Source organism: Campylobacter curvus (assembly GCF_013372125.1).
Taxonomy (GTDB): Bacteria; Campylobacterota; Campylobacteria; order Campylobacterales; family Campylobacteraceae; genus Campylobacter_A; species Campylobacter_A curvus.
Map to the genome: position 1 here is coordinate 140,411 of NZ_CP053826.1, position 23,842 is coordinate 164,252.

Below are 23,842 nucleotides of genomic sequence, written 5' to 3' on the forward strand. Positions count from 1 at the left end.
GACAAAAATGGATCTCACAAAAGAGCCGGTAAATCGGCTCATCATCACTTTAGCCGTGCCTGCCGGGACGGCGATGATGTTTAATACGCTTTATAACGTGACCGGGACGTTTTTTGCCGGGACGATCTCCACGTCCGCAGTCGCCGGGCTGTCGATGAGCTTTTTGCTCTATCTTAGCATCGTTGGCATAGGGCTTGGATTTGGCTCGGCGCTGACGGCGCTCATTGGCAACTCGCTAGGCGCCGGGCGTGAGTTTTTAGCTAGAATTTACGCTGCAAAGGGCGTCATCTTTGTGCTGATGTTTGCCGTTACTATGGGTGTTTTTGGCTTTTTCATAGCTCCCAAACTGCTTGTATTTTTGGGTGCAAACGACGAATTTTTAGACGAAGCGCTCGAATATATAAGGGTGATTTTCCTTGCTTCGCCGTTTTTTCTGCTCATAAAGTCGCTAAATGGTATCCTAGTCGCGCTAGGCGATACGAAAACTTACAGGAATTGGCTATTTTATGGCTTTTTCATCAACATAGCCTTTTGTTTCATAAATGTTAAAATTTTAGATCTAGACGTTGGCGGCATAGCGTTCGTGACGGCTAGCGTGCAGTTCTTAGGAGCGATATTTTTATTTGTTAAAGTCTATAAAAGCGGCATGATAAATTTCAGCTCTCTTAAAATTTTCCTGCCTGACGCTAGGATCTACGCTAAAATTTTAAAACAAGCCGTGCCCGCGTGTCTAAACTACCTCTCGATGTCGCTTGGAGGGCTTGTGCTGTTAAAATTTATCAGCCTTTACGGCACTAGCGCGGTCGCAGGGTATGGCATCGCTCTTCGCATCGAGCAGATAGTCGTGCTACCAACGATCGGCATCGCTGCGGCCGTGCTTAGTGTGATATCTCGAAATTTCGGTGCTCGCGAATATGCCCGTGTGCAAGAGTGCTACAAAAACGCACTTAGGATCTTGCTTTATTATTGCCTCTTTGCCTGCGCTTTTTGCGTGCTTTGCGGAAGCTACATAGTGCGGCTATTTGACGCGAACGCTCAGGTGGTTTATGTCGCGCAGAGCTATTTGCTGGTAAATTCCTTCGCTTACATCGGATACGGCGTCATAAACGTCTCCGGAAGCGCGCTTCAAGCGGTGAAAAGGCCGAGCATGGTTTTCGTGCTAAACGCGATCAGGCAGCTTGTCTTGCAAATTTGCTTGTATTCGTTCGTGGTTTTTGTCTTAAATGGCGACATCACATATATCTGGCGCGCGATGTTTTTCAACGTCTACCTCATCGCAGGCTGCTTTCTTTTGTGGACGATCTTTGTTTTAAGGAGGGCTCATGCGGCTTCAAGACGAACTACGTGAAATTTTATACGATTTAAGAGATGAGAAATTTGCAAATTTGCTTTTGAGGCGGTATTGGGGCTCAGATTTATAATATGAGAAGATATTTTGTGTAGTAGCTTTTTAGACGAAGGTGAGCTGGATGGATTTTTGCGAGATTGTCTAAACGAAAAAGATGATAGATACTATGTCAAAATGGCTATGGCTTGGGCTTAAAATTTGAAGCGGCGCTAGGGCTAAATTTTCTTGACATTAAAAGCGATTTTAGCTAAAATGCCATTTTTCAATGAGGTAGTGGCACATAACTCACAACTCAGGCGGGGTGTAGCGCAGGCTGGTTAGCGCATCTGGTTTGGGACCAGAGGGCCGAAGGTTCGAATCCTTTCACCCCGACCATTTCAAAATGGTGAGTGTAGCTCAGTCGGTTAGAGCATCAGATTGTGGTCCTGAGGGTCGTGGGTTCGATTCCCATCACTCACCCCATTTTGGGCGCTCGTAGCTCAATTGGATAGAGCGACAGACTTCGGATCTGTAGGTTATGGGTTCGACTCCTATCGGGCGCGCCACTTTGTTTAATGCGCTCATAGCTCAGCTGGATAGAGCAACGGCCTTCTAAGCCGTAGGCCTCAGGTTCGAATCCTGATGGGCGTACCATTTATCATTGTTTGTGCGGATGTGGTGAAATTGGCAGACACACCAGACTTAGGATCTGGCGCCTCACGGCATGGAGGTTCAAGTCCTCTCATCCGCACCATCTTTTTAATCACCCCTAGATAGCGATTAAAATCCCAAATATACTCTTAAATTTTACTTTTGATTTTGTAATGTTTTTTATTTAAGGGGCTCTTTTATAATAAATCATTGATATTTGCTTCGCTTCTGCTTTGCAGTTGCAAACGAAGTGAAGTGTCTTGAAAAGCTGCGAGCAAAGCGAAGCAGAAACATCGGCGGTGATAAGCTCGCTAGTAAGGTTTGACTCGAATGCTGTTCGCATTCTCCTGCTTTGAAAGCTGAAAATCAATGAAATATTGTAGTAGAGCCTTTTATTAAAGCGTTAATAAATTTTTTGAAGCTGCAAATTTTACTTCACCATTCCAAGCTGTGCCTGGCACGCACTTTTATAAGCGCTCGTGAAATTCGAGCTCACGCACTCCTCAAGATACGGCTTTGCAAGCTCGGGTCGTTTCATACGGATGTAAATTTCGCCTATTAAATTTAGCGCATGTAGCCTATCTTCGGGCTTTAGCTTCATATTTAGTATAAATTTCGCCTCATCAAGCGCCTCGGCGAGATTGTCTATTTTGAGCGATGCGGACGCGTATGAGAAATTTAGCTTCGGTGAGAACGTATCTATCTTGACGCGAGTTTGCAGCTCGAGCGCCTTTTTAGCATAGGAGCTCACTATGGCGTAGTCGTTGCTGTTTAGCCCGTAGTCGCTTAGAGCTACGTAGGTTTCGATTATCTTAAAGTCCTGCCCGCGTAGCTGCTCGATCGCACTTAGCGTCGCGACCGCCTCCTCGAAGCGCTTTAGCTTTAATAGCGAGTAAAAGCGGTCAAACAGCACCGGCGTCGGGTCGCTATACTCTACGCCAGCACCCAGTGAGAGCGCATCATTTGCCGCTTTTATGGTGGCTTCGTAGTCCTTTTGCTGATACAAAATTTTACTTAAATTTACCAGCCACTCGACGCGATCCTCTAAATTTTCATCCTTGGCGTGAGATTTGGCGAGCGCTAAAGCCTCGTTATATCTAGCCGTCCTAAAATAGCAGTTAAAAAGCTTGAACTGCGGGAGCGAAATTTTATCCACATCGTAGTTTTCGAGTAAATTTACGACCGCTTGGCAGTCATCGTCTATAAATCCCTGCTTGGCAAGCTCATACGCAGCCGTGTTTAAAAGCTCCATGCCTTGCGTTACGTTCATCTCCTTGACCGCGCTCGTATAGCTTAGCGCGTCAGCGTATCTGCGCTCTTTTATGTCTAGCGCGATCTGACTAATAAGCGCCTTTTTGCCGATGTCGGAGTCGCCGTATTTTTGCATGAGATCCGCGTAATGCTCGTGAAGCTTGGTCGAGTTGTCCTCTTTGACCTCGAAAAACAGTCCGTCCAGCGTTCTTGTGACCTCATCGACGTATTCGCCGTATTTAAACTCGTTTTCATAGCGTTTTAGGTATTCGTAGGCCTTTTTGGTGTCTTTCGTCTTGGCTAAATTTATACCGATGTTTTTTAGCGCCGTCTCGTAAAATTCGCTCTGGCGGTTACTGTTGTTTACGATGATCTCATAGATCCTGGCCGCGACATCCGGCATATTTTTACTCGCAAATACGTTGGCTAAATTCATAGCTCGTTGCGGGTTGTTCATAAAAAATTTCTCATTAGCGTTTAAAATTTTGATGATGAAATTTTTAGCCTCGTTGAATTTCTCTTTGTCGATATTGGCATCCACGAGCGCTAGCGCGGCGCGACTGGCCACATCGACGTCGGCGGTATTGTAAAGCACGTTTTCATAAATTCCCATCGCTTCTTTTTGTTTGCCGAATCTATAAAGATAATCGGCGTAATCAAGCATCGTAAGCTTTGTGAATTTAGACTTTTCATGCTCGGCCATCAGGATATCTAGCATGTATTTGGCGTCGCTTGCTATGCCGTCTTTTAAATAAGCGCGGGCGATGAGGTAAAGTACTTCAGCATAGTTCTCATCGGACGGGAATTTACGTATCCAGGCCCTGCCTTCGCTCACCAGCTCGTTTGGCGTCACACCCTCAAACTCGTCTGCATGCTCGAAAATTTTATCAAGCGCTCTTAGATGATAGAGTAAAAATTCGCTCGCAAAGAGGCTTTGAGGATGGCGCTGCATGGCTGTTTGCGTATCGTGAGCGACGTTTTCGTAAGAGCCGTTGTCGTAGGCTCTTTTTATGCTGATGTAAAGATCTATGTCGTTGCTGTCCATGCCCTCGATCGGTGCTTTGTTCAGATCGAGCGCTCCGATGCTAGGATAGAGCAAGTTGCTAAAATCCGGTGCGAAATTTAGCCCGTTTGGCTTTATTTTGTCAAATTCTCTTAAATTTGGATCGATGATGATGCTAAAGTGCTTTGATATCGTGCTACTTGAGTTATAGACCTTGTTGCTGTCATATAGCTCGATGGGGATATTCAGCAGTCTGGAATTCGCCTTTGGTAAAACGATGATAAAAAGCTTGCCGTCTTGTTTTTTGTATTTTATATCCATCAGCGGAAGCACGGTGTCCTCGATATGAGGCAAGATCCCGTCGTCTAGCATACAAACGTATCGCTTCGTGTCGTAGGCTAAAATTTGCTCCACGCACTCGAATTCTTTTTCGTCGCTTAGTTGAAGCACGCTATATGGCTTGCCGCTTTGCGCGCCGCTGTTTAAACTGAGATTAAAAGCTAGCAAAAATATCGGAAAAAATAAAATCGATAAGGCTTTTTTCATGCCGACATTATAGCTAAGTTTTGCATTTTTTAAAATCCGGCCGCCGAAACGAAATACCCGATATATCCTAGTATGGGCTGGGCCAGTAAAAAGGCGAAAACAGTGCCTATGACGGCTATGCCGACGATGACTTTAAGCGCCATGGAGACGTTTGCGACGTATAAATTTTTATCAGTCACTACGGGCTCTTTTAAAAACATATAGACTATGAGCTTTAGGTAATAATATATCGCGATGGCGGAATTTAGCATGATGATGGCGCTAAGGACTATGTAGCCGGAATTTATGAGAGAGCTTAGCAAAAACATCTTTCCCCAAAATACGCTAAAAGGCGGGATGCCCGCTAGTGCGACCATAAAGATCGCCATTATCACGGCGTAGCTTGGTAAAATTTTGATCAGTCCTGCAAATTTCTCGAACGGATGCTTGAAGCGCTTGTCCCAGCAGACCTTGTCGTCGCATCTTGCTACCCAAAGCATCGCGAATGCGCCTAAATTTGCAAAGACGAACATGATCCAGTAAAAAAACAGCGCTATATTTGCATGCGTATCGCCGACGACTAGCGCGCAAAGCACGACACCAGCATGCGCTATGGAGCTAAAAGCCAGCATGCGCTTGACATCTCTTTGCACCAAAGCCATGATGTTTGCAAGGCTCATCGTAGCTACTGCGACGATGTAAAGCATGTCTTTGACCCAGAGCATCCCTGAAGTGCTTAGCATCTCAAAAAAGCGTAGAGCCACGATAAAGCCCGCGACCTTCGGCACTATAGACATATAGCCTGCCAGCGGAGCGTTTGAGCCTTCATAAACGTCAGGCACCCATGTGTGAAAAGGGATCAAAGATAGCTTAAAGCCGATAGCCGAGGCTATGAATACGCAGCCAATCAGCGCCGTGAGGCTTTGCTGGAGGTTGAAATTTTTGATAGATTGCCCGATCTGCGCGAGGTCAATCGAACCTCCCGTCAGGTAAAGCATCGCGACGCCAAACGCAAAAAAGCCCGCAGAGAGTGAGCCCATCGTGAAGTATTTTATCGCCGCTTCTATGCTTTTGGCCTTGTTATGAAGGGCGATGAGCGTATAAAGCGCCAGCGAGCTGGTCTCAAGCCCGATAAAGATGAGAAGCAGGTTGTTTGAGCTCACCATAAACTCAAAACCAGCGATCATAAACAAAAACAGCGCATAGTATTCGGCGATGGTGTATTCAAAATACTCCTTGGTGCTAAGCGCTAAAGGTATGAAAAGGGCTGAAGCCAGCAAGATGATGAGCTGAGAGACTAGTGAGATGCCATCTACTAAGAGCATATCAAAAAAGCTAACGCTAAGCCCGTGAAAATCAAGCACGAGCCCCACGTTCACAAATATCGCAATGATGCAAAACACCGAGTAAAAGCTGCGCGAGAGATCCTTTTTTATCACGCCTACGCAAAGGATGAACAGTGCGAAAACTATCATGCTAAGCATCGGTGCGACCGAAGATATCGAAAGCTCGCTCATATTTAGCTGCGCCATCTCGTTCATCGCTCGCTCCTTGCTGAATTTGGCCGTGAAATTTTGTCTTTATCATCCTGCAAAACGGCTCGCTTTTGCATTTTTGAGATGATATTTTGCGTGCTGATATCAATCGGCTTTAGGAGGAAATTTGGATACACTCCAAGCGCGATGACTAGCAAGCAAAGCGGCACGATAGCGATGAGCTCTTTAAAATTTAGATCCTTTAGGGCTAAATTTCGCTCGTTTTTGCACTCTCCAAAAAATACTCTGCGATATAAGCTCAGCATATAAATAGCGCCTACTATTATGCCTATGCCCCCAAAAAACGCAAACACCGCGTTTGTTTTAAATACCCCAAGTAAGCTTAAAAACTCGCCCACAAAGCCTATCGTAAGCGGCAGTCCGATACTGCCTAGTAAGATGACGCCAAATATAAGCGCAAAGCGAGGCATAACATGAGCCAGCCCGCCAAATTCGGTTATCAGCTTCGTATGGCGCCTGTCATATATCATGCCTACCAGTAAAAACAGCGCACCGCTAACTATGCCGTGGCTGATCATCAAAAATATCGCCCCTGCGATACCGATGGAATTTAGCGAGAAAATTCCAAGTATTATGACGCCCATGTGCGAGATCGAGCTATAGGCGATCACCTGCTTCATATCATCTTGCGCGTATGCGATGAGTGCGGTATAGACGACCATTATGACGCCAAGCGTGCAAAGGACGCCGTAAAGCTGGACGCTAGCGTCCGCAAAGAGTGGCAAACAAAGCCTGACAAAGCCGTAAGTGCCCATCTTTAAAAGCACCGCCGCAAGCAGCACCGAGCCTATGGTAGGAGCCTGTCCGTGTGCGTAAGGAAGCCAGGTATGAAACGGAAACATCGGCGTTTTTACGGCAAACGCAAATGCAAACGCTACAAACAGCCAGATCTGCACATCTTTTGAGAGCTCCAGGCCGTACCAGTCAAGCAGACTAAAGCTCCATGCGCCGCTTGATTTGAAATTTAGATACGCCATGAAAATGATGCCTATCAGCATAAAAACCGAGCCTAAAAACGTATAGATGAAAAATTTCACCGCAGCGTAGATCCTCTTGCCGCTGCCCCAAGCACCGATGATATAAAGCATCGGAAGCAAGCTAAGCTCCCAAAATAGATAAAACATTATCATATCAAGGCTGGCAAACACGCCCATCATCGTCATCTCTAAAAACAGCACGCTGATGATAAGATGCTTTAAATTTTCTTTGACGCTAAGTGCAAAGAGCGCTACCAGGCTCATAAACGCGCTCATTACGATGAGGCTTAGCGAGATCGCGTCTACGCCGACAAGATAGCTTATGCCAAGTGTAGGTAGTAGTGCGCTTTGACTCATGAGCTCAAACTCATACGCCCCAAAATCCGCCCGAAACCACGCGAAAAGAGTCAGGATGAGCTCTATGAAAGCTATGCTCACTCCGTAAAATTTTATGCTTCGCTCCTCGATCAAAAAGCCTAGCATCGCGCCGATAGCGGGGAAAAATATGATTAGCGTGAGCATCATGCGCCTCCTGCGAGCAAAAATATAAAGCTTAAAAGTATCGCAAAGCCAGCGACCATGAGGCGTAGCATACGCGTGAGCTCGCCGCTTTGCATTTTATTCGCGTTAAATGCGAAGGCGTTTATCAGCTTTGAGATGCCGTCGACGCTCTTATCGATGACGGCTTCGTCCATTTTGCGGCAAAATTTAGCCGCTTTGGTGTAGTTTTTGATGACGAATCTATCGTAAAATTTTGGTATGAAATAGGCATTTTGTAAAATTTTATAAATTTTTAGTTCGCCAAGCTCCTCTTTGAATATTTGCTTTTTATAGGCAAATATCGTAAACAGCGTGCTAAGCGTGATCGATATCAGCGTGAGCAAGATGAGCGTGACCTCACTTTCATACTCTAAATTTAGCTCAAATTTTGGCAGCACGGAGGACAAAGCCAGGCTAAGATCGCTTCCAAACCAGCCAGATATCAGCGCGAGCACGCCAAGCACGCCCATAGCCGTAAGCATGAAATTTTTAGCCTCATGCGGATGAAATTTAAATTTAGCCTCGCCAAAAAATACCAGCATAAGTAGCCTGAAGCTATAAAACGCCGTCATCAGCGCGCCTGCAAAAAGCACTACCCAGAGTATGTATCCGCCGTTTGCAAAGGCGACTTCTAAAATTTTATCTTTCGAGAAAAAGCCCGCAAACGGGTAAAATCCCGCCAAAGCGACCGAGCCGATAGCCATCAAAACGGCCGTAGGCTTCATAAATTTATAAAGTCCGCCCATTTTTTTGATGTCAAGCTCGTCTCTCATCGCGTGCATCACGTTGCCAGCGCCCAAAAACAGAAGCGACTTGAAAAAAGCGTGCGTCATCAGGTGAAAGAGCGCGACCCAATACGCCCCAAGCCCCGCTGCGACGAACATATATCCAAGCTGCGAGAGTGTGGAGTAGGCGATGATCTTTTTTAGATCGTTATGCACGAGTGCGATGGAGGCCGCAAAGACCGCCACGAATGCGCCAAGATAGGCGATAAAGGTCGAAATTTCAGGCGCTTGAGCAAATATGGCGTTAGCGCGCACGACCAGATACACACCCGCTGTCACCATCGTCGCTGCGTGGATGAGCGCGGAGACGGGAGTCGGGCCCTCCATGGCGTTTGCCAGCCAGGTATGAAACGGAAACTGCGCGCTTTTACCCATCGCGCCGATAAACAAAAACGCCGCGATGAAATTTAGCGCCTGATGGCTGACAGTCGGCGCGTCCGCAAAGACATCGCTAAATTTTAGCGAGCCAAATTCTTTGAATATAAAAAATATGCCAAGCAGTATGCCAAGATCGGCTATCCTATTCATCACGAAAGCCTCGTTGGCCGCGGCGTTGGCGCTAGATCTTTGATACCAAAAACCAATAAGTAGCCACGAGCAAAGCCCTACGCCCTCCCAGCCGATGAAAAGCCCTACGAAGTTGTCGCTCATGACTAAAAACATCATGCAAAAGACGAAAAGCCCAAGATAGCTGAAATACCGGTTGAAGCCATCGTCTTTGCCCATGTAGCCGATCGAGTAGATATGCACTATCGTTGAGACCACGCCCACTACGCACATCATCGTAGCGCTCACGGCATCGATCGTAAAGCCGAAATTCAGCCTCAGCCCGTCGACCCAGATGAAGTCTTTCAGTAAAATTTGTATCGGCGTGCCGTCAAATACTATCGTCGCTTGCATCAGCGAGGCGGTAGCGCTGCAAAGTATGAGGAAAGAGCAGACCAGCCCCACGAAATTTAGCCTTTTTGCGTGCGACAAGGCGGCGGCGAAAATGAAGCTAAGAAGCGGGAAAAATAAAGATATGCAAAATAGCGCCATTTCAGTCCCTCATATTATTCATCGAGCTTAGCTCTATGCTGCCCGTCTTTTTATACCAAAGTATCAGCAGCCCAAGCCCCACTGCGACCTCGCTCGCTGCGACTGCGACGATGAAAAGCGCAAAAATTTGCCCCGTGATGTCGTTATAAAATTTAGATATCGCAGCCAGCGCGACGTTTGCGGCATTTAGTAAAATTTCACTCGAGAAAAAGAGCATTATGAGGTTGTTTCGCTTCATTATGCCGATGAGTCCTAAAACAAACATCAGCGCGGCTACGACCAGATAGTGTGAAAGCGTGATCATAGCAGCTCCTGTGTCTGGCTTTTGATGTCCATCTTTTTATGCACGAGCACGATACCAGCGACCATCGCTACTAGCAGCATGATGGCTGTCAGCTCAAAGGCGATTAGGTATTTGCCAAAGAGCATGAGGCCGATGAGCTCGATATTGCCAAGCTCTTGCGCGCTTTGCTGTGCGGCTAAATTTTGACCTATCACAGGGCTTGAAAACACGATGACTAAAAGTAGCGCGATAAACACGCTAAGCGTGTAGATAAGGCGCTTTGAAGCTAGCGAATAGCTCTCGTTCACATCGCGGCTAATGTCAAAAAACATCATACTAAAGGCGTAAAGCACCATCACGGCGCCCGTATAGACGATGATCTGAACGACGCCTAAAAACTCCGCTCCTAGCAAGAAAAATAGCGCGCAGATGAATATCATGCCCCCGGCCAGCGCGCTCATCGCGTGAAGGACGTTTTTACTAAATACGCTCACGCCAAAGCAGCCAAGGCTGAGCGCACTAAAGAGATAAAAGGCGATGGCTTCATACATCTTGGCTCTCCTTGTTCGCTTTCTCGTCCGCTTCTTTGGCGTTTAAATTTAGCGCCCGTGCGCTTGCGGTCGGAATTTCGTCCGTTTCATCTAAATTTTCATCCTCCAAGTAGGCGTTTGGATTTTGCTTCACGAGCGCGTCCGCATTTGGCGGTAGGCTTCCGTAGCCTTCAAATTCCACTTGCTCGCTTAAATTTTTATCTTTCGTCAAAAAGTCGTCTTTCATGCCAAAATACGCCCTTTGTTCGCTTGCAAATTCGTATCGGTCACCGTGGACGATGGCAAGCTCGGGGCAAACATCCGCACAAAATCCGCAATACACGCATCTGCCTAAATTTATCGAGTATTTTAGCGTCACTTTGCGGCCGTTTTCATCAAGCGCCGTTTGCATCGCGATGCAGTTGCTGACGCAAATTTTCTCGCACAGCCCGCATCCTATGCACCGCTCGTTTTCGCTCTCTATAAACCTCATCAGCCTATGCACGCCCCTATATCTAGCGTCAAGCTCTATCTTTTGCAAGGGGTATTTTAGGGTGTGCGACTTTGTAAAAAGCATCTCGCGCAAGACTACCCAAAGTCCGGTGAATAGCTCGCTTTTAAAGGTGCGCGAGATAAAGCGCTTGAATTTATCAAAATTCGTATCGACACTCGCTCGTTCGTCTAATAAAATATATTTTTTCTCGGCCATTTTTACCTCAAATCAACGCTATGCCCGTTATCAGCACATTTACAAGCGCTAGCGGGAGTAAAATTTTCCAGCAAAGCACCATCAGCTGATCGGGCCTAAGATGTGGCCAAGCTGCGCGCGTCCAAAGGAAAAAGAAAAACACGCAGCTTGCCTTAAATATCATCATCAAGCCGCCGGGAACGAACCAAAACGAGTTGAACCCGCCTAAAAATATCAGCGTTATGACGATGCTTGAGGCGATCATGTTGGCGTATTCGCCGATGAAAAACATCGCCCAGCGCATGCCGCTATATTCGGTGCCGTATCCTGCGACTATCTCGGTCTCGTTTTCGGTCAGACAAAACGGCGTACGGTTGCACTCGACAAAGCTCGCCATCAAAAACAGCACGAAAGCTAGCGGCTGCTTGAAAACGAACCAGCCAAAGATGCCTTTTTGATAGTTATTTATGTCTATGAGCGAGAGCGAACCTGTTATCATGATGACGCTAAGTAGCGCCAGCCCAGAGACCACTTCAAAGCTTATTAGCCCCATCACGGCGCGTGCTGCGGCGATGAGGGCAAATTTATTGTAGCTAGCAAGCCCTGCCATAAGTGGCGAAAATGCGCACACCGAGGCTACGCCCATCACGTAAAGCACGCCTATATTGATATCAGCCAGTATCGGCCTGATCGTATGCCCGAAAAGCTCGAATTCCGGTAAAAACGGTATCGGTGCTAGCGCTGCAAACGCCGCGATAGCCGAGATCAGCGGCGCGATCAAAAATATAAAGCGGTTTGCATTTGCAGGCACGATGTCCTCTTTGGTAAAAAGCTTTATCATATCGGCCACTATCTGCAAGACCCCGACCGGTCCGACCATATCAGGGCCGATACGGCGCTGCATATAGGCTAGCACCTTGCGCTCGGCGTATGTCGCTAGCCCCGCCAGGCACGCTATGACCGCCAGTATCACTACGGCTTTTATGAACGTTTCGATGATAAAAAATAGCCCCTCACTCATCGCTCGCCTCTTTTGATCTTAAAATTTGCACGTTTGCAAAGCGCGCGCCTTTAAAAATTTCATCCGTTCGTATCTTTTCGTCAAAATCGCCCAGATAAGCCCACTCGCCGCTTAGATCCTTATCCAGCTTCACCAGGATCGCTATCTCGTCCTCGCCTTTTTTTATGATCGCCGCGTCGTTTTGATCTAGCTTGAATTTCGCTAGGAATTCAGCGCTCGCGTAAAGCGCACCGACCTCGTTTAGCAGCTTCGTGCGGTTTGTAAATTTTGAAAACTGGCGGATAGGGTTTGCTTTGTAAATGCAAATTTCGCCGTCATTTTGCAAAATTTCAGCCTTTTTGCAGCTAAATGCCTTGAAATTTGAGATATCAAGATCATCTTGTGCCAAAACGCTTAAATTTTCAAGCTCGTATCCACGGTGAGCCTTGCCGTCATTATCGTAAAAATTTTTAAAATCGTCAAATTTAACCGCCTTAAAGCCGCTATTTTTAGGCAGCTCATGCGTGTAGTCTATCGTGTAGCGCGCTCTAAGGCCAAGAGCGTTTGCAAGATCGTTCAAAAAATACCCCTCGTGAGCCAGCGCCGCATTTGTCGGTACTACGGCTTTGTTTATGCTGGTAAATGTGCCCTCTTGCTGATTTAGCGCACCGGCGTCTATGTCGCCCTCAAAGACGCTGAATTTAAAGTCACCCTCCTCGTTGTAGCCAAGCGTTTTGCCGTTTTTTGGCTCGCTTGAGAGCGTGCAGATTTTAGCTACTCCTAGCGAGTTGGTGCGAGGCGGGATCAAAACGAGCTTAAAATCCGTGTATCTTTGTATCGCTCCTGCTAAGGCCGCTAGCTCTTTTGCGTGCGGCGAGAGGTAAAGATCCTCGCCTAGGATGAGGACTGAATTTTGTTTGTTTGCGCTTAAAGCCTCAAGCCTGCTCTCATCTACGCCAAGCTCGCTTGCGAGGTCGCTCGGGCTAAATTCCGCCAGCTTGGCAGATAAATTTTTAGCGAATTTTTGCAAAAGCAAGAGCAAAATTTTACCCTCCGCCCCCGGCTCATGGGCTATGACATCAAAAATTTTAGAGTAATTTCGCACGATCTCATCGCCCAAAGGATGAAAATAAAGCCCGCTCGCTTTGTTCATAACAAGCGCGTTATTTACTTTGTAGCCGGTGTTTGGGCTATCATATCTTAAAAAGCTGCCAGCAACTACGATAAAATCAGCCTTTGCGATACTCTCGAAGTTGCCGTTATAAAGGCTCGTGCCGCTAAATTTTGAAAACTCCTCTAAAAATGTCGCGTAAGCGTATGCCTCTTCATTTATCAAATTTAGACTAAATTTCTCTCGCAAACGCTCCAGTATCAGCGCCTCTTCGTTTGTTATGAAGCTATTGAATCTTATATTTTTTATCTCGCCTTGCTTGAAGGCGGACACGATCTCTTCAAATTTCGCCTCGTTTTTCGCCGCATTTTCGTTGTGAAAGTCAAAGCCGTAACGCGCAGCCGTGTTTATCTCGCCAAAATGAAATTCGTTATTCACGCGGTAGATGCGCTTTGCCCTATCGCCGATGCCTTTTGGCTTGACCTCGTAGTAGATGAGCTCGCAGTCGCTTGAATGCGGGTTTGCAGCCGGGATCTTTTCTAGCTCCCAAACGTTTGAGGTGTATTGAAAGTCAGAGCTTACCAGCGCGCCGACCGGGCAGACGCTTGTGCATTCGCCGCAAAACGAGCACTCGAGCACGTCGCCTACGCTTGGGGCGATGAGGCTTTTTTGAAATTTGCTCCAAACGGCGAATGCGTCTTTTGGCATGCTCTCTTTTAGCTCCTTTGCGACTTGATCCGCGCCTCTAGGCGTCGTTTTTAGCGCGCTCTCGCCGATCTTATCCTTGCAAACCGTGATACACCTCTCGCAGACTATGCAAAGAGCCGGATCGTAGTTGATGAGACCCCATTTTTTGTGCGGTTTGTGACTATCTTTTATCGCGAATTTTTGCGAATTCACCCGCATTCTGGCGGCGAAATTTTGCAGTTCGCACTCGCCGCTTTTGTCGCAGACCCCGCATTGTAAAGGGTGATTCACGCAGTAAGTTTGCATGATAGCTTCGCGCTCGGCGTCGATCTCGGCGGTATTTGTTATGACGTTCATGCCCTCTTTGGCCTTGGCGTTGCAGCTATAAACGCGCTTGCCATCGGCCTCGACCATGCAAAGGCGACAGGCTAGGGTAGGCGAACAGCCGCTGAGGTAGCAAAGTGCAGGGATGAATATCCCCTCGCGGCGCGCGACGTTTAGTATGTATTCGCCCTCGCTTGCTTCGCAGATTTGGCCGTTTATGCTTAGTCTCATTTAGCTTTTACTCACTTTTACGAGCTTGAAGTCATAGCCCTCGAATTCGCTCATGCCAACGATAGCGATCGTCCCTTTCATGCCGCTATCTAGTCTAAATTTACGTTTAGCGTTGAAATTTGGCGCGCTTAGCGTCACTTCATCGCCGTCTTTTACTTTCGCGACGATGCTAAACTGCACGCCGCCTACGACCTCGTCGCTATCTTTACGGTCAAGGTAGATGACGCTGCCGTCAAAATTTTCAAGCTCTTTTAGCTCGCTTAAATTTCCGTTCGTCTCGTATTCTTGCTCTTTGCCGCCGGCTAGGATCACGTTTTTGCCTAAAATTTCCAAAAATTCAAATAGCATTTTTGAGTCCGGATGAGTGAAAAAGGAGCTGTCGATGATGATGTTTCGCGCGTCTTTTAGCCACTCGCCAAGCTCCTCGAACTCCTCCTCGCCTACATTGCACTCGCCGCTTAAAAAGCCCTCGTCAAGTGAGCCAAAGTATCCGTCGTCTAAATTTAGCGTGTATTTGCAAAGAAGCGCCAAAACGTAGCTGATAGAGCCTATCTCGCAGCGAATTAGATTCTCGCTGCCAAGCGCGCCGTCTTCTATGCAGGAGATATATCTAAAATCGCACTCTTTAAGCTCGTTTGCTAGCGCCCTGTCCGTTAGGCTCAGCAGGTTTGCGAGGCTTAGGCTCTTTGCTTTGGTGAATTTAGAAAATTTCATTTTGCTACCTTTTTTATTATCAAAGTCCAGTCGGTTTGGTTGAATTTAAGCGAATTCATCACTTCGCAGTTTAGGTTATAGGCTAAATTTATCGCGTTTTTGACGCCGCTAAAGTCGCCTATCTCAAACAAAAATACGATCACCTCTCCGCTTTGGGCGTTTCTTGCGGTTTCGCCCAGTGCGCTTAAAAACCTATCTTTTAGATGCCTTAGATCGACTCGCCTCATCTATCCACCTCGCCCAGGATGATGTTGGTGCTGCCTATGATAGCGGCGATGTCGGCTATGTATTGGCCCACGAGCAAGTCCTCGTATATCGCGCAGTGCCAGAAGCTTGGTGTGCGGATCTTTAGGCGGTAAGGGCTGGCTTCGCCTTGGGAGTTGATATAAATTCCAAGCTCGCCCTTTGGCGACTCGCTCGCGAAGTAAATTTCACCTCGTTTTGGCTTTATGCCCTGGGTGATGAGGACAAAATGCTGCATCAGTGAGTAGTTTTGCGTCATGATCTGCTCTTTTGAGGGGCTAACGAATTCCGGCGCATCGGCTAAAATTTCACGCGAGCTTGCGCGGTAAAGCTTCTCGCACTGCTTTAAAATTTTGACACACTCTTTCATCTCGCGCATGTAAAGCACGTATCTGGCGTAGCAATCCCCCGCCACGGCGTATGGCACTTCAAAGTCTATCTCGTCATAGACTAGGTAGGGCTGCTCTTTCCTGATGTCCCATTTCACGCCGCTAGCTCGCAACATGACACCCGAGCAGCCGCTGCTAAGGGCCAGCTCTTTTGATATGACGCCAACGTTTTCAAGGCGCATTTTCCAAATTCTGTTTTCGCTTAGCAGATCCTCGTAAATTTTGATATCTTTTGGAAATTTCTCGCAAAATTTCAGCATCTCTTCAAGCCACCCATCAGGCAGATCAAGCGGCATACCGCCTATCCTGACCGCGCTGTGCGTGAGTCTGGCGCCGCAGTATTTTTCGATCATGTCAAGCACGTATTCGCGCTCTCTAAAAGCGTATAAAAACACGGTCATCGCACCGATGTCAAGCGCATGCGTGGCTAGAAACAAAAGATGCGAGCTGATTCGGTTTAGCTCTAGTAAGATCACTCTTATTATCTGCGCACGGCGTGGTACTTTGATCTCGCAAAGTCTCTCCACCGCCTCGCAAAATGCGTAGTTGTTGGCCGCCGAGGCGATGTAGTCTACACGGTCGGTGACCGGGATGAACTCTTGATACGTCATGTTTTCAGCCATCTTTTCGATGCCTCGGTGCATGAAGCCGACCTCCGGCATCGCGCGCACGACCTTTTCGCCGTCAAGCTCGAGCACGAGCTTTAGCTGCCCGTGAGCGCTTGGGTGCTGCGGACCGAAATTTAGTATCATCTTGCCGTCGTTTCGCTCGAATTCGATGTTTTCAAAAAACGGCGTTAGGCGGTTTGGAGCTTGACTCACGGCCGCTCCTTTAAAATTTCGCTCTCGCTGCGTTTTACTCTTTTTACGAATTTCACTCCGCTAACTTCTTGATACTCCTGCGAAATTTCGCTTTTGCTTGGTTGCTCGCCCTTTGAGACTTCGTGATAGATCCTGGAAAATTCAAACGTATCTTTTTCATCGATGAAGGCCGGATCGCGATTTTCCGCGCCTATCTCGTCTCTGTGCTCGCGTCCGAAAATTTTATCGACCTCGTACCACGCGGCAAATTCGTCTCCTTGTAGCGGATAGCTCTTTAAAAGCGGGTGCGAGTACCAGTCATCGGGCATTATTAGGCGCTTTAAATTCGGGTGTCCGCTTAGCAAGACGCCCGAGAGATCATACATCTCGCGCTCCGCCCAGTTGGCGCTTTTGTAAATTTCACTCACGCTTTTTAGCGCTTCACCTTTTGCTACGAAGCATTTCACGCGCACTCTTTTGTTTTTTGAGATGCTAAGCAGCTGGTAAAACACCTCGTAGCCGCCGCGATCTGCTATAAAATCCACCGCCGCCAGCTCGCTGAGCTGCTCGTAGCCATAGGTCTTTAAAATTTCAAGCGTTTTGAAATTTTGTCCGGCATCGATGATGACTACGAGCTGCCCCAGCTCTACGAAGCTTTCTAAAATTTCAACGCCTTTTTCTTGTAAAATTTTGACTTCAGGCTCGAAAATGCTGCCCTCTACGCCTTGCCTCTCGACCTTGGGCACGACGTAAAACCTATCGTCATAATACTGCTTTTTTTGCGCGTTTTTTCTATCTTTGTAGGCTCTCATGCCTCAAGCCTTTTTGCACTTTGCGCTCTAAAAGCGCTTTGGCGACGGATCTTTTTTTGCAATATCATGAGAGCGTATTGTAGCGTCTCGGGGCGCGGCGCACAGCCTGGGAGGTAGATATCCACGGGGATTATACGATCTACGCCTTGGACTGTGGAGTAGGTGTTGAACATCCCGCCGGTGTTCGCGCAGCTTCCCATTGAGATGACCCATTTTGGCTCGGGCATTTGATCGTATAGCCTGCGGGTAAATTCCGCGTGTTTTTTGGTGAGGGTGCCTGCGATGATCATGACCTCCGAGTGGCGAGGAGAGGCTCTAAATATCGTGCCGAAGCGATCAAAGTCGTATCTGCTAGCTCCGCTTGCCATCATCTCTATCGCACAGCACGCTAGCCCGTAGCTAAGCGCCCAAAGCGAGTTGGAGCGGCCCCATTGCACGAGCCTATCGACCGTCGTCAAAACTATCGGTAGGCCACCGTTTGCAGCGTAATTTACTTGATGCTTTGCCACTCAAACACCCCTTTCCTCCATGCATAGATGAAGCCGATGAGTAAAAGCGTTACAAAAAGTAGCATCTCTATGAGCCCGAACGCTCCAAGTAGCCTAAAATCCACCGCCCAAGGATATATAAAGATAATCTCGACATCAAAAAGTATGAACAAAATCGCGTAAAAAAAGTAATGGATATTGATCTTGTTTGGCTGCTTTACGACCTCGGGGCCGCACTCGTAGATGCCGGATTTCAAGCGCTCGGTGTTACGATTTGCGAGCTTTTTGCCGATGCACGAGGATAAAAACGTTATCAGCACGAACGAGCAAGTCGCTAGAACCAAAATCATAAAAGCGCCCAGATACGGGCTCGCAAGCTGCGAATGAGACATAAATTCAGCCTTTATTAGTATGTTTAAGAATTTTATCTAATTTATTTTTATCCGAGGTTAAAGACATTTTGCCGCCGCGCTTTAACCGACTTTATGTGTAAATTTTACTCTTTTATCTTTTCTACCGCGTCTTTGCTGGCTATTTGCCGCTCGTCACCTACTAGCTCTCTTATCGCGCCGTCTTTTGCCAAGATGATACGATCTGCAACATCAAAATACGCGTCATCGTGGCTTATGGCGACTATCGTAACGCCATTTTGCTTTAACATCGGTAAAATTTCGCGGTAAAATACGCGCTTGAATATCGGATCTTGATCCGCCGCCCATTCGTCAAGCACCAGCAGGCTACGATTTTCCAGTAGTGCGATGAGCAGGCTAAGACGCTTTCTTTGACCCTGAGAAAGAGCCGTGGTGCTCAGCCTTTGCTCGATGATCTGCACCTTTTTGTCTATCTCAAGCAGCTTTAAAAGCTCGTTCGCGTCTTTTTCGCTTGCAAATTTGCTCCCCTCGCCAAGCGTTTGCGAAAAGAGATAAAAGTCCGAAAATATCGCGCTTACGTTTGACTGATAGCTGCGTAAATTTTCATCGTTCAGCCTCACGCCGTCCACTAAAATTTCACCGCTACTGGGGCGTAAAAGCCCGCACAGTATGTTTGAAAACGTGCTTTTGCCGCTACCGTTTTTGCCTATGACAAATATCAGCTCACCGCGCTCTATGCGTAAATTCACATCCGTGAGGCTGAAATTTTTATCCGGATAGCTAAAATTAACGTTTTTAAATTCTATGCTTTTCCACTGCTTGCTAAAGCTGTCAGTAAAGCCAAAGCTCTCTTTGAACGGGGCTAAATTTAGATTTAGAATTTTATCCAAGCTCACTTTGGCGCTTAATGCCGTCGGGATGGAGGCTACCATGCTGATGAAAGAGCCTCTTAAAAATAGTATGGTCAGGCTCACGGTGACTGCCGTCTGCAGGCTCGCCCAGCCAAGACCGACGCACAAAAACACGCACATGCCGACAGCTCCAAGCAGCATGATGTTGGTAAAGTTATCCGAAAGTGCGTGATAAACGTCTGCTCGCACCATGCTTTGGCGCTTTTTCATGCCTATTTCGTTAAGCTCGTCAAAGCAAAGCTTGGCGCGGTGCTGATTTAGCGTGAGTTCGCGGTGTCCTTCCACGACGTCGTTGTAGCTTTGCTGAAGCGCGTCGTCATCGCGTCTTGAGAGCGTGTAGTAGTGATGGATCTTTTTCATAAAAAACGCACTTAGCACCATCGTAGCCGCTATCCAGATCGCGACGAAGACGAAAAGCTTTGGCGAGATGTAGCATAGATAAATGCTCGAAGCCACGATGAAAACGGAGCCTTGGATGAGCCCGGTCGCTGTCATGAAGGCAAATGTGATCGTTTTTATATCGTTGTTCAGGCTGGCTATGATCTTTGCTTTGCCGATCGCGTCTATCTGCGCGTTTGGCGTGTCTAAGACCTGCTTTACCAAGTGGCGTCTGATCTCGTAGATGAGCTTGTGACCAAAATTCGTAAGAGAGATGTTGGCATAGACCGAGGTTGCCAAAAACAGCAACAAAAGGCCGATGAACTGTACCGCCACCATCACGTCGAATTTCTGTGCGGCTAGTAGTTTTTCGTTTATATAAGAGAGCACACCGATGCCAAAGCCGCTGAAAATGAACGTCAAAATGACGATTTTTATGATAGAAAATTTATTGTTTTTTATTAGAGTTTTTATCATCCGCTTACCTGTAAATTTTAAAAAATTTTAGCATAGCATACTTAAGTGCATTTAAAATAGACACGTATCAATAAAATAGATAGGCCGCCCGTTTAGCCCGATTTAACGATCTTGCTAACTGATTTTGCATTTTAATTTGAGCGGTTTAAAATTTATAAGTTTGTGGTATGGTAAAACAAAATCCGCCAAAGGAGCAACCATGAAAATACGAAATTTATTGATCGCGGCTTTTGTGACGATCGGCGTCAATGCGCTCGCTAAAGAAGCCAAGCATCATTATTTCGCACAAACATCTAAAAGCTATCAAAGTAAAACCGACTATGGAAATAACGAGGCTGTGGGGCATTATGTAAATTCTAAGGATACGAAAATTTATTATGAAATTTACGGCAAAGGAAGTCCGATCGTGCTGCTACACGGAGGGCTGGTAGGCTCGCCTGCTGATATGAGCGAGCTGGCAGACAAGCTAAGGGAAGATCGAAAAGTGATCTTGGTAGCCACAAGAGGGCACGGCAGATCCCAAATAGGCGAGGTCGTGCCAAGCTTTGAGCAAAAGGCTGATGACATAAATGCCGTTTTAGACGATCTTGGTATCTCGAGGTCCGATATCATCGGCTTTAGCGACGGTGCTTATACGGCGTATCTTTTCGCTAAAAAATATCCGCAAAAGGTAAGAAACCTCGTAGCTATAGGTGCTGGAGTGTGGGAGAAGGGCTTTGTGCAGGGTAGTAGGGCGCAGATGAAGACGTTTGAGGATCTAAAAAATCTCGATAAGCGCTACTGGAACGAACAGCTTGATGGCGTCAGACCCGAGCCCGAGCGCATTTTGTTGTGGTTCGAGCAGGTCATGGAGTATTACGACTCGGCGTCAGTCGGCGAAGAGGTGTTTAAAAACGTAAATGCAAAAACGCTCATGATAGTCGGAGAAAAGGACGCAAACGTACCTCTTGATACGGTCATCGCCGCTTATGAGATGCTGCCAAATGCGCAGCTTGGCATCGTCCCGAACGCTCCGCATCCCGTACTACTAACGGATTTTGACATAGTTTGGCCGATGATAAGTAAATTTCTTTCTAAGCAGTAAATTCTCCGGTGCTTGAGACCGGTAGAAGCGCTTGATGTTGTTGGTTTACGTTAGCGAGATTAAGATTTTAAAAACGTTGATGTGTGCACTTTTCTTGTCAGTGAAGTGCGAGAGTTAGTAGCCGTATAGCACGATTTTGTCTGTTTGGCTTTGTCTCGCCGCTCTTCAAGGCGCTTTGTGATTTGCACTCGCACAAATCAGTCGGTCTTATGGCTTTTTTGTTTCTGTCGCGAAAATCGCCGCCGATAAGTCCTCCAATAGATTTGACTTCGCTAGGACGTTTAAAATTTTACTTGGTATCTGTTGTTTTGCCTAGAGCACGAGAATTTAGATCTTGCCTTTACTTGCCCTTTTTTTGCCACCCATCTTGTAAAATTTGCCGCTTTTACAAAAACTAAATTCAGTCCAAATTTAATTCAACCCAGCCGCACCAAATTCGCCAAATTTACTCGCCCGTATAGATCATAATATCGCTCATTTCTGCGAAGCCAAGCTTTTCATAAAGCCCTTTTGCGGCGTTCGAGCTTTCCAGATAAATTTTCTCCACGCCCTGCTCGCGCGCTCGCTCTATGAGCCAGCACACGATCCGCCGCCCTATACCACGCCGCCTGGCATGCGCTCGCACGTAGATATTCATCAGATACGCGCACTGACCGCTTGGGTTTTCGGGCGAGGGTAGCTCGGTCTGAAAGCACACCCCGCCGCAGCCTAAAATTCGCCCCTCCTCATACGCAAAGCAGGCGACGTGCTCCCCACTAGCAAGCCTAGCCTCGTAGTAGCGGCGGTTTGCTTCGAGTAGCGCCGACACGTCCGCATCGGGGGCTAGCTCAAACACCTCGCGCAACACCTCTTCGCGCAGGGCGAGCAGCAGGGGCATCTCATCCGCGTAAATTCGCCGCACCCTGGCCGTCATTTTCCGCCATCCTTCATCGGTATGGGCAGCTTCGCCGCGTCCGGCTTGCCGCTCGTATTTAGCGGCATTTGCGGCAGTCTAATGAAAAACTCCGGTATCATGAACTCCGTTAAATTTCGCGCGAGCTCGCTTTTTAGCGCGCGAAGGCTTAGATTTTCGCCCTCCGCCACGACGTAGGCGACCATATACGCTAGCCCCACCTCATCGGTAAATGCTCGCACGATCGCCTGGGACACGCCCGCACACCGCCGTAAGCGCGCCTCGACTTCGGCTACCTCCGTACGCTTGCCGCAGATCATCACCTGCGTGTCCTTGCGGTGCAAAAATGCGATGTCGCCGCTTGGCAGCAGGTAGCCAAGATCGCCGCTTCGATACATCCTGTCACCATCCGGCAAGCTCTCAAACGCCCTGTTTTCCGCGTCGTGCTCGCCGATGTAGCCCTCCGATACGCCGTCACCGTAAATGCAAATTTCGCCCTTTTCGCCCGCCGGTAGCTCCTCTCCGTGCTCGTTTAAAATTTTGATCCGCGCCCCCTTGACCGCGCACCCGATCGGATATGTGCCGTCCTTTAAGACCGCGCCGCCGTTGCAGCGATAGTAGCTCGCGCACACCGTGGTTTCGGAGGGGCCGTAAGTGTTGTAAATTTCAGCTTGCGCCAGCAGGCGGCTAACATACGCTCCTCGCAGCACGTCGCCGCCGCTGATGAGAAGCCGCAGGGATCGCGGGATGCGGGGCAGCTCGTTCATCTGCGCCAAAAGATAGGGAAAGCCGCTTAACATCGTTACATTGTGCCGCGCGACGAATTTCATCAGCGCGCCGATATCCGCCTTGTCGTTTTGGCTCGCGATCGCCAGCGCCGCGCCGTTTAGCAAGCTCGCGAACACCTCCTCGACGAAGATGTCAAACGAGCACACGCTTTGTTGAAGCATCACGTCGCCTGCGCGCGGATGAAATTCGCTCGCAAACGCGCGCACGTAGTGGCAGACGTTGCGGTTCGTGACGCAAACGCCCTTTGGCCGCCCCGTCGTGCCCGAGGTGTAGAGCACATAAGCGGGCGCATCCGGACTTTGATTTTCGGGTTCATAATTTTGATCGCTTTGGTCGGTAAATTCGTGGATTTTATCGGCAAAATTTGACGGTTCGATTTGGTTTTCGGCGGTGCAAATTTGTTCGGTTTTGTCTTGCGGCGCGGCGTTTTGTAGCGTGAAGTTTTCAGCCGACACACCAGCCTCGCTTACTTCATATTCTTGCGCAGTCGCGGTCAAATTTATACTTGACTTTAGATTGTTTTCGTTTTTTAAATCGCAAATTTTGTGTGCGATCCGCTCTGCGCTTGGCTCATTTTTATCGTAAAATTTATCATTTTGCGACCCGCCCGTACCCCCAAATTTACAAATTTCATCTATAAATTTTAGCTCAAAGCCCTCAAGCCGCGGTGCAAATTTGCGCTGCGTCACGATAAAATCGACATTCGCCTCGCTCATCATAGTAGCGATCCTGCCAGTCGGGAAATCGGGCTCTGCCGGGACATAGCGCGCGCCGTATTTTAGCACCGCAAATATCGTGGCGATCATCTGCGCGCCGTGGCTCATCACGATGCCCGCGCTGTTTAAATTTGACGGGAAATGCGCGGCGATAGCATCCACCATCTGGCTAAGCCGGGCAAACGTGAGCGTCCCGCCATCCTCGATGATCGCAGGCTCGTCCCCGTACGCCGCCACGACGTCTTTAAAAACCGAGTAAATCGTCTGCATT

The 23,842-nt window shown here is 47.8% G+C and carries 20 protein-coding genes and 5 tRNA genes; 7 read left to right on the forward strand and 18 right to left on the reverse strand.

The genetic code is table 11. The features are described from left to right. Window positions 1–7: 7 nt before the first annotated feature. From CCVT_RS00710 to CCVT_RS00740, 6 genes are all read left to right on the forward strand, one after another. Window positions 8–1,348, forward strand: a complete 1,341-nt coding sequence (locus tag CCVT_RS00710; RefSeq protein ID WP_018137371.1) for an MATE family efflux transporter — start codon at window positions 8–10, stop codon at window positions 1,346–1,348. A 297-nt stretch (window positions 1,349–1,645) separates the two neighbouring features. Beyond that, window positions 1,646–1,723: transfer RNA gene (locus CCVT_RS00720), tRNA-Pro, on the forward strand. Window positions 1,724–1,733: 10 nt separating this feature from the next. After that, window positions 1,734–1,810, forward strand: a tRNA-His gene (locus tag CCVT_RS00725). 6 nt (window positions 1,811–1,816) lie between these two features. Further along, window positions 1,817–1,893: transfer RNA gene (locus tag CCVT_RS00730), tRNA-Arg, on the forward strand. An 11-nt stretch (window positions 1,894–1,904) separates the two neighbouring features. Then, window positions 1,905–1,981, forward strand: a tRNA-Arg gene (locus CCVT_RS00735). Window positions 1,982–1,996: 15 nt separating this feature from the next. Then, a tRNA-Leu gene (locus CCVT_RS00740) sits at window positions 1,997–2,081 on the forward strand. A gap of 327 nt (window positions 2,082–2,408) precedes the next feature. Here CCVT_RS00740 and CCVT_RS00745 read toward each other — a convergent pair. The 16 genes from CCVT_RS00745 to CCVT_RS00820 form a co-directional block, all read right to left on the reverse strand. Beyond that, complete coding sequence (locus CCVT_RS00745; protein WP_169765128.1) at window positions 2,409–4,739, reverse strand: tetratricopeptide repeat protein; 2,331 nt, start codon at window positions 4,737–4,739, stop codon at window positions 2,409–2,411. A gap of 68 nt (window positions 4,740–4,807) precedes the next feature. Beyond that, window positions 4,808–6,298: an NADH-quinone oxidoreductase subunit NuoN gene (nuoN, locus tag CCVT_RS00750; protein ID WP_018137373.1), complete on the reverse strand. Its 1,491-nt coding sequence runs from the start codon at window positions 6,296–6,298 to the stop codon at window positions 4,808–4,810. After that, window positions 6,295–7,812, reverse strand: coding sequence for an NADH-quinone oxidoreductase subunit M (locus tag CCVT_RS00755; RefSeq protein ID WP_026175549.1), 1,518 nt, complete (start codon window positions 7,810–7,812; stop codon window positions 6,295–6,297). The genes nuoN and CCVT_RS00755 overlap by 4 nt, the downstream gene beginning before the upstream one ends. Continuing rightward, on the reverse strand, window positions 7,812–9,653 hold the full coding sequence (nuoL, locus tag CCVT_RS00760; RefSeq protein WP_018137375.1) for an NADH-quinone oxidoreductase subunit L: 1,842 nt from the start codon (window positions 9,651–9,653) through the stop codon (window positions 7,812–7,814). The genes CCVT_RS00755 and nuoL overlap by 1 nt, the downstream gene beginning before the upstream one ends. A gap of 1 nt (window position 9,654) precedes the next feature. Beyond that, window positions 9,655–9,957, reverse strand: a complete 303-nt coding sequence (gene nuoK / locus CCVT_RS00765; RefSeq protein ID WP_011991722.1) for an NADH-quinone oxidoreductase subunit NuoK — start codon at window positions 9,955–9,957, stop codon at window positions 9,655–9,657. Further along, window positions 9,954–10,487: an NADH-quinone oxidoreductase subunit J gene (locus CCVT_RS00770; protein ID WP_018137376.1), complete on the reverse strand. Its 534-nt coding sequence runs from the start codon at window positions 10,485–10,487 to the stop codon at window positions 9,954–9,956. The genes nuoK and CCVT_RS00770 overlap by 4 nt, the downstream gene beginning before the upstream one ends. Then, complete coding sequence (gene nuoI / locus CCVT_RS00775) at window positions 10,480–11,175, reverse strand: NADH-quinone oxidoreductase subunit NuoI (RefSeq protein WP_018137377.1); 696 nt, start codon at window positions 11,173–11,175, stop codon at window positions 10,480–10,482. Before nuoI ends, CCVT_RS00770 begins: the two co-directional genes overlap by 8 nt. A 7-nt stretch (window positions 11,176–11,182) precedes the next feature. Continuing rightward, the gene (gene nuoH / locus CCVT_RS00780; protein ID WP_018137378.1) at window positions 11,183–12,175 is read right to left on the reverse strand and encodes an NADH-quinone oxidoreductase subunit NuoH; all 993 of its coding nucleotides are present in this window, start codon (window positions 12,173–12,175) and stop codon (window positions 11,183–11,185) included. After that, window positions 12,168–14,507 (reverse strand): NADH-quinone oxidoreductase subunit G, encoded by a 2,340-nt coding sequence (locus tag CCVT_RS00785; RefSeq protein ID WP_018137379.1) that lies wholly within the window; start codon window positions 14,505–14,507, stop codon window positions 12,168–12,170. Before CCVT_RS00785 ends, nuoH begins: the two co-directional genes overlap by 8 nt. Beyond that, window positions 14,508–15,221, reverse strand: coding sequence for a hypothetical protein (locus tag CCVT_RS00790; RefSeq protein WP_018137380.1), 714 nt, complete (start codon window positions 15,219–15,221; stop codon window positions 14,508–14,510). It abuts the gene before it with no gap. Further along, window positions 15,218–15,448 (reverse strand): NADH-ubiquinone oxidoreductase subunit E family protein, encoded by a 231-nt coding sequence (locus CCVT_RS00795; RefSeq protein WP_009649635.1) that lies wholly within the window; start codon window positions 15,446–15,448, stop codon window positions 15,218–15,220. Before CCVT_RS00795 ends, CCVT_RS00790 begins: the two co-directional genes overlap by 4 nt. Beyond that, entirely contained in the window at window positions 15,445–16,674 is a 1,230-nt protein-coding gene (gene nuoD, locus CCVT_RS00800) for an NADH dehydrogenase (quinone) subunit D (RefSeq protein ID WP_018137381.1), read from the reverse strand. The genes CCVT_RS00795 and nuoD overlap by 4 nt, the downstream gene beginning before the upstream one ends. Next, window positions 16,671–17,465 (reverse strand): NADH-quinone oxidoreductase subunit C, encoded by a 795-nt coding sequence (locus tag CCVT_RS00805; RefSeq protein ID WP_018137382.1) that lies wholly within the window; start codon window positions 17,463–17,465, stop codon window positions 16,671–16,673. The genes nuoD and CCVT_RS00805 overlap by 4 nt, the downstream gene beginning before the upstream one ends. Beyond that, the gene (locus CCVT_RS00810) at window positions 17,462–17,974 is read right to left on the reverse strand and encodes a NuoB/complex I 20 kDa subunit family protein (RefSeq protein ID WP_018137383.1); all 513 of its coding nucleotides are present in this window, start codon (window positions 17,972–17,974) and stop codon (window positions 17,462–17,464) included. The genes CCVT_RS00805 and CCVT_RS00810 overlap by 4 nt, the downstream gene beginning before the upstream one ends. After that, window positions 17,956–18,345 (reverse strand): NAD(P)H-quinone oxidoreductase subunit 3, encoded by a 390-nt coding sequence (locus CCVT_RS00815; RefSeq protein ID WP_018137384.1) that lies wholly within the window; start codon window positions 18,343–18,345, stop codon window positions 17,956–17,958. The genes CCVT_RS00810 and CCVT_RS00815 overlap by 19 nt, the downstream gene beginning before the upstream one ends. A 104-nt stretch (window positions 18,346–18,449) precedes the next feature. Continuing rightward, window positions 18,450–20,090 (reverse strand): multidrug ABC transporter permease/ATP-binding protein, encoded by a 1,641-nt coding sequence (locus tag CCVT_RS00820; RefSeq protein ID WP_018137385.1) that lies wholly within the window; start codon window positions 20,088–20,090, stop codon window positions 18,450–18,452. 199 nt (window positions 20,091–20,289) lie between these two features. On the opposite strand from CCVT_RS00820, the gene CCVT_RS00825 reads away from it, so the two are divergent. Further along, window positions 20,290–21,174, forward strand: coding sequence for an alpha/beta fold hydrolase (locus CCVT_RS00825; RefSeq protein ID WP_018137386.1), 885 nt, complete (start codon window positions 20,290–20,292; stop codon window positions 21,172–21,174). 445 nt (window positions 21,175–21,619) lie between these two features. On the opposite strand, the gene CCVT_RS00830 is transcribed toward CCVT_RS00825, so the two are convergent. Both CCVT_RS00830 and CCVT_RS00835 read right to left on the reverse strand, forming a co-directional pair. Next, the gene (locus CCVT_RS00830; protein WP_018137387.1) at window positions 21,620–22,087 is read right to left on the reverse strand and encodes a GNAT family N-acetyltransferase; all 468 of its coding nucleotides are present in this window, start codon (window positions 22,085–22,087) and stop codon (window positions 21,620–21,622) included. Further along, on the reverse strand, window positions 22,084–23,841 hold the full coding sequence (locus CCVT_RS00835) for an amino acid adenylation domain-containing protein (protein WP_018137388.1): 1,758 nt from the start codon (window positions 23,839–23,841) through the stop codon (window positions 22,084–22,086). Before CCVT_RS00835 ends, CCVT_RS00830 begins: the two co-directional genes overlap by 4 nt. Window position 23,842 lies beyond the last annotated feature (1 nt).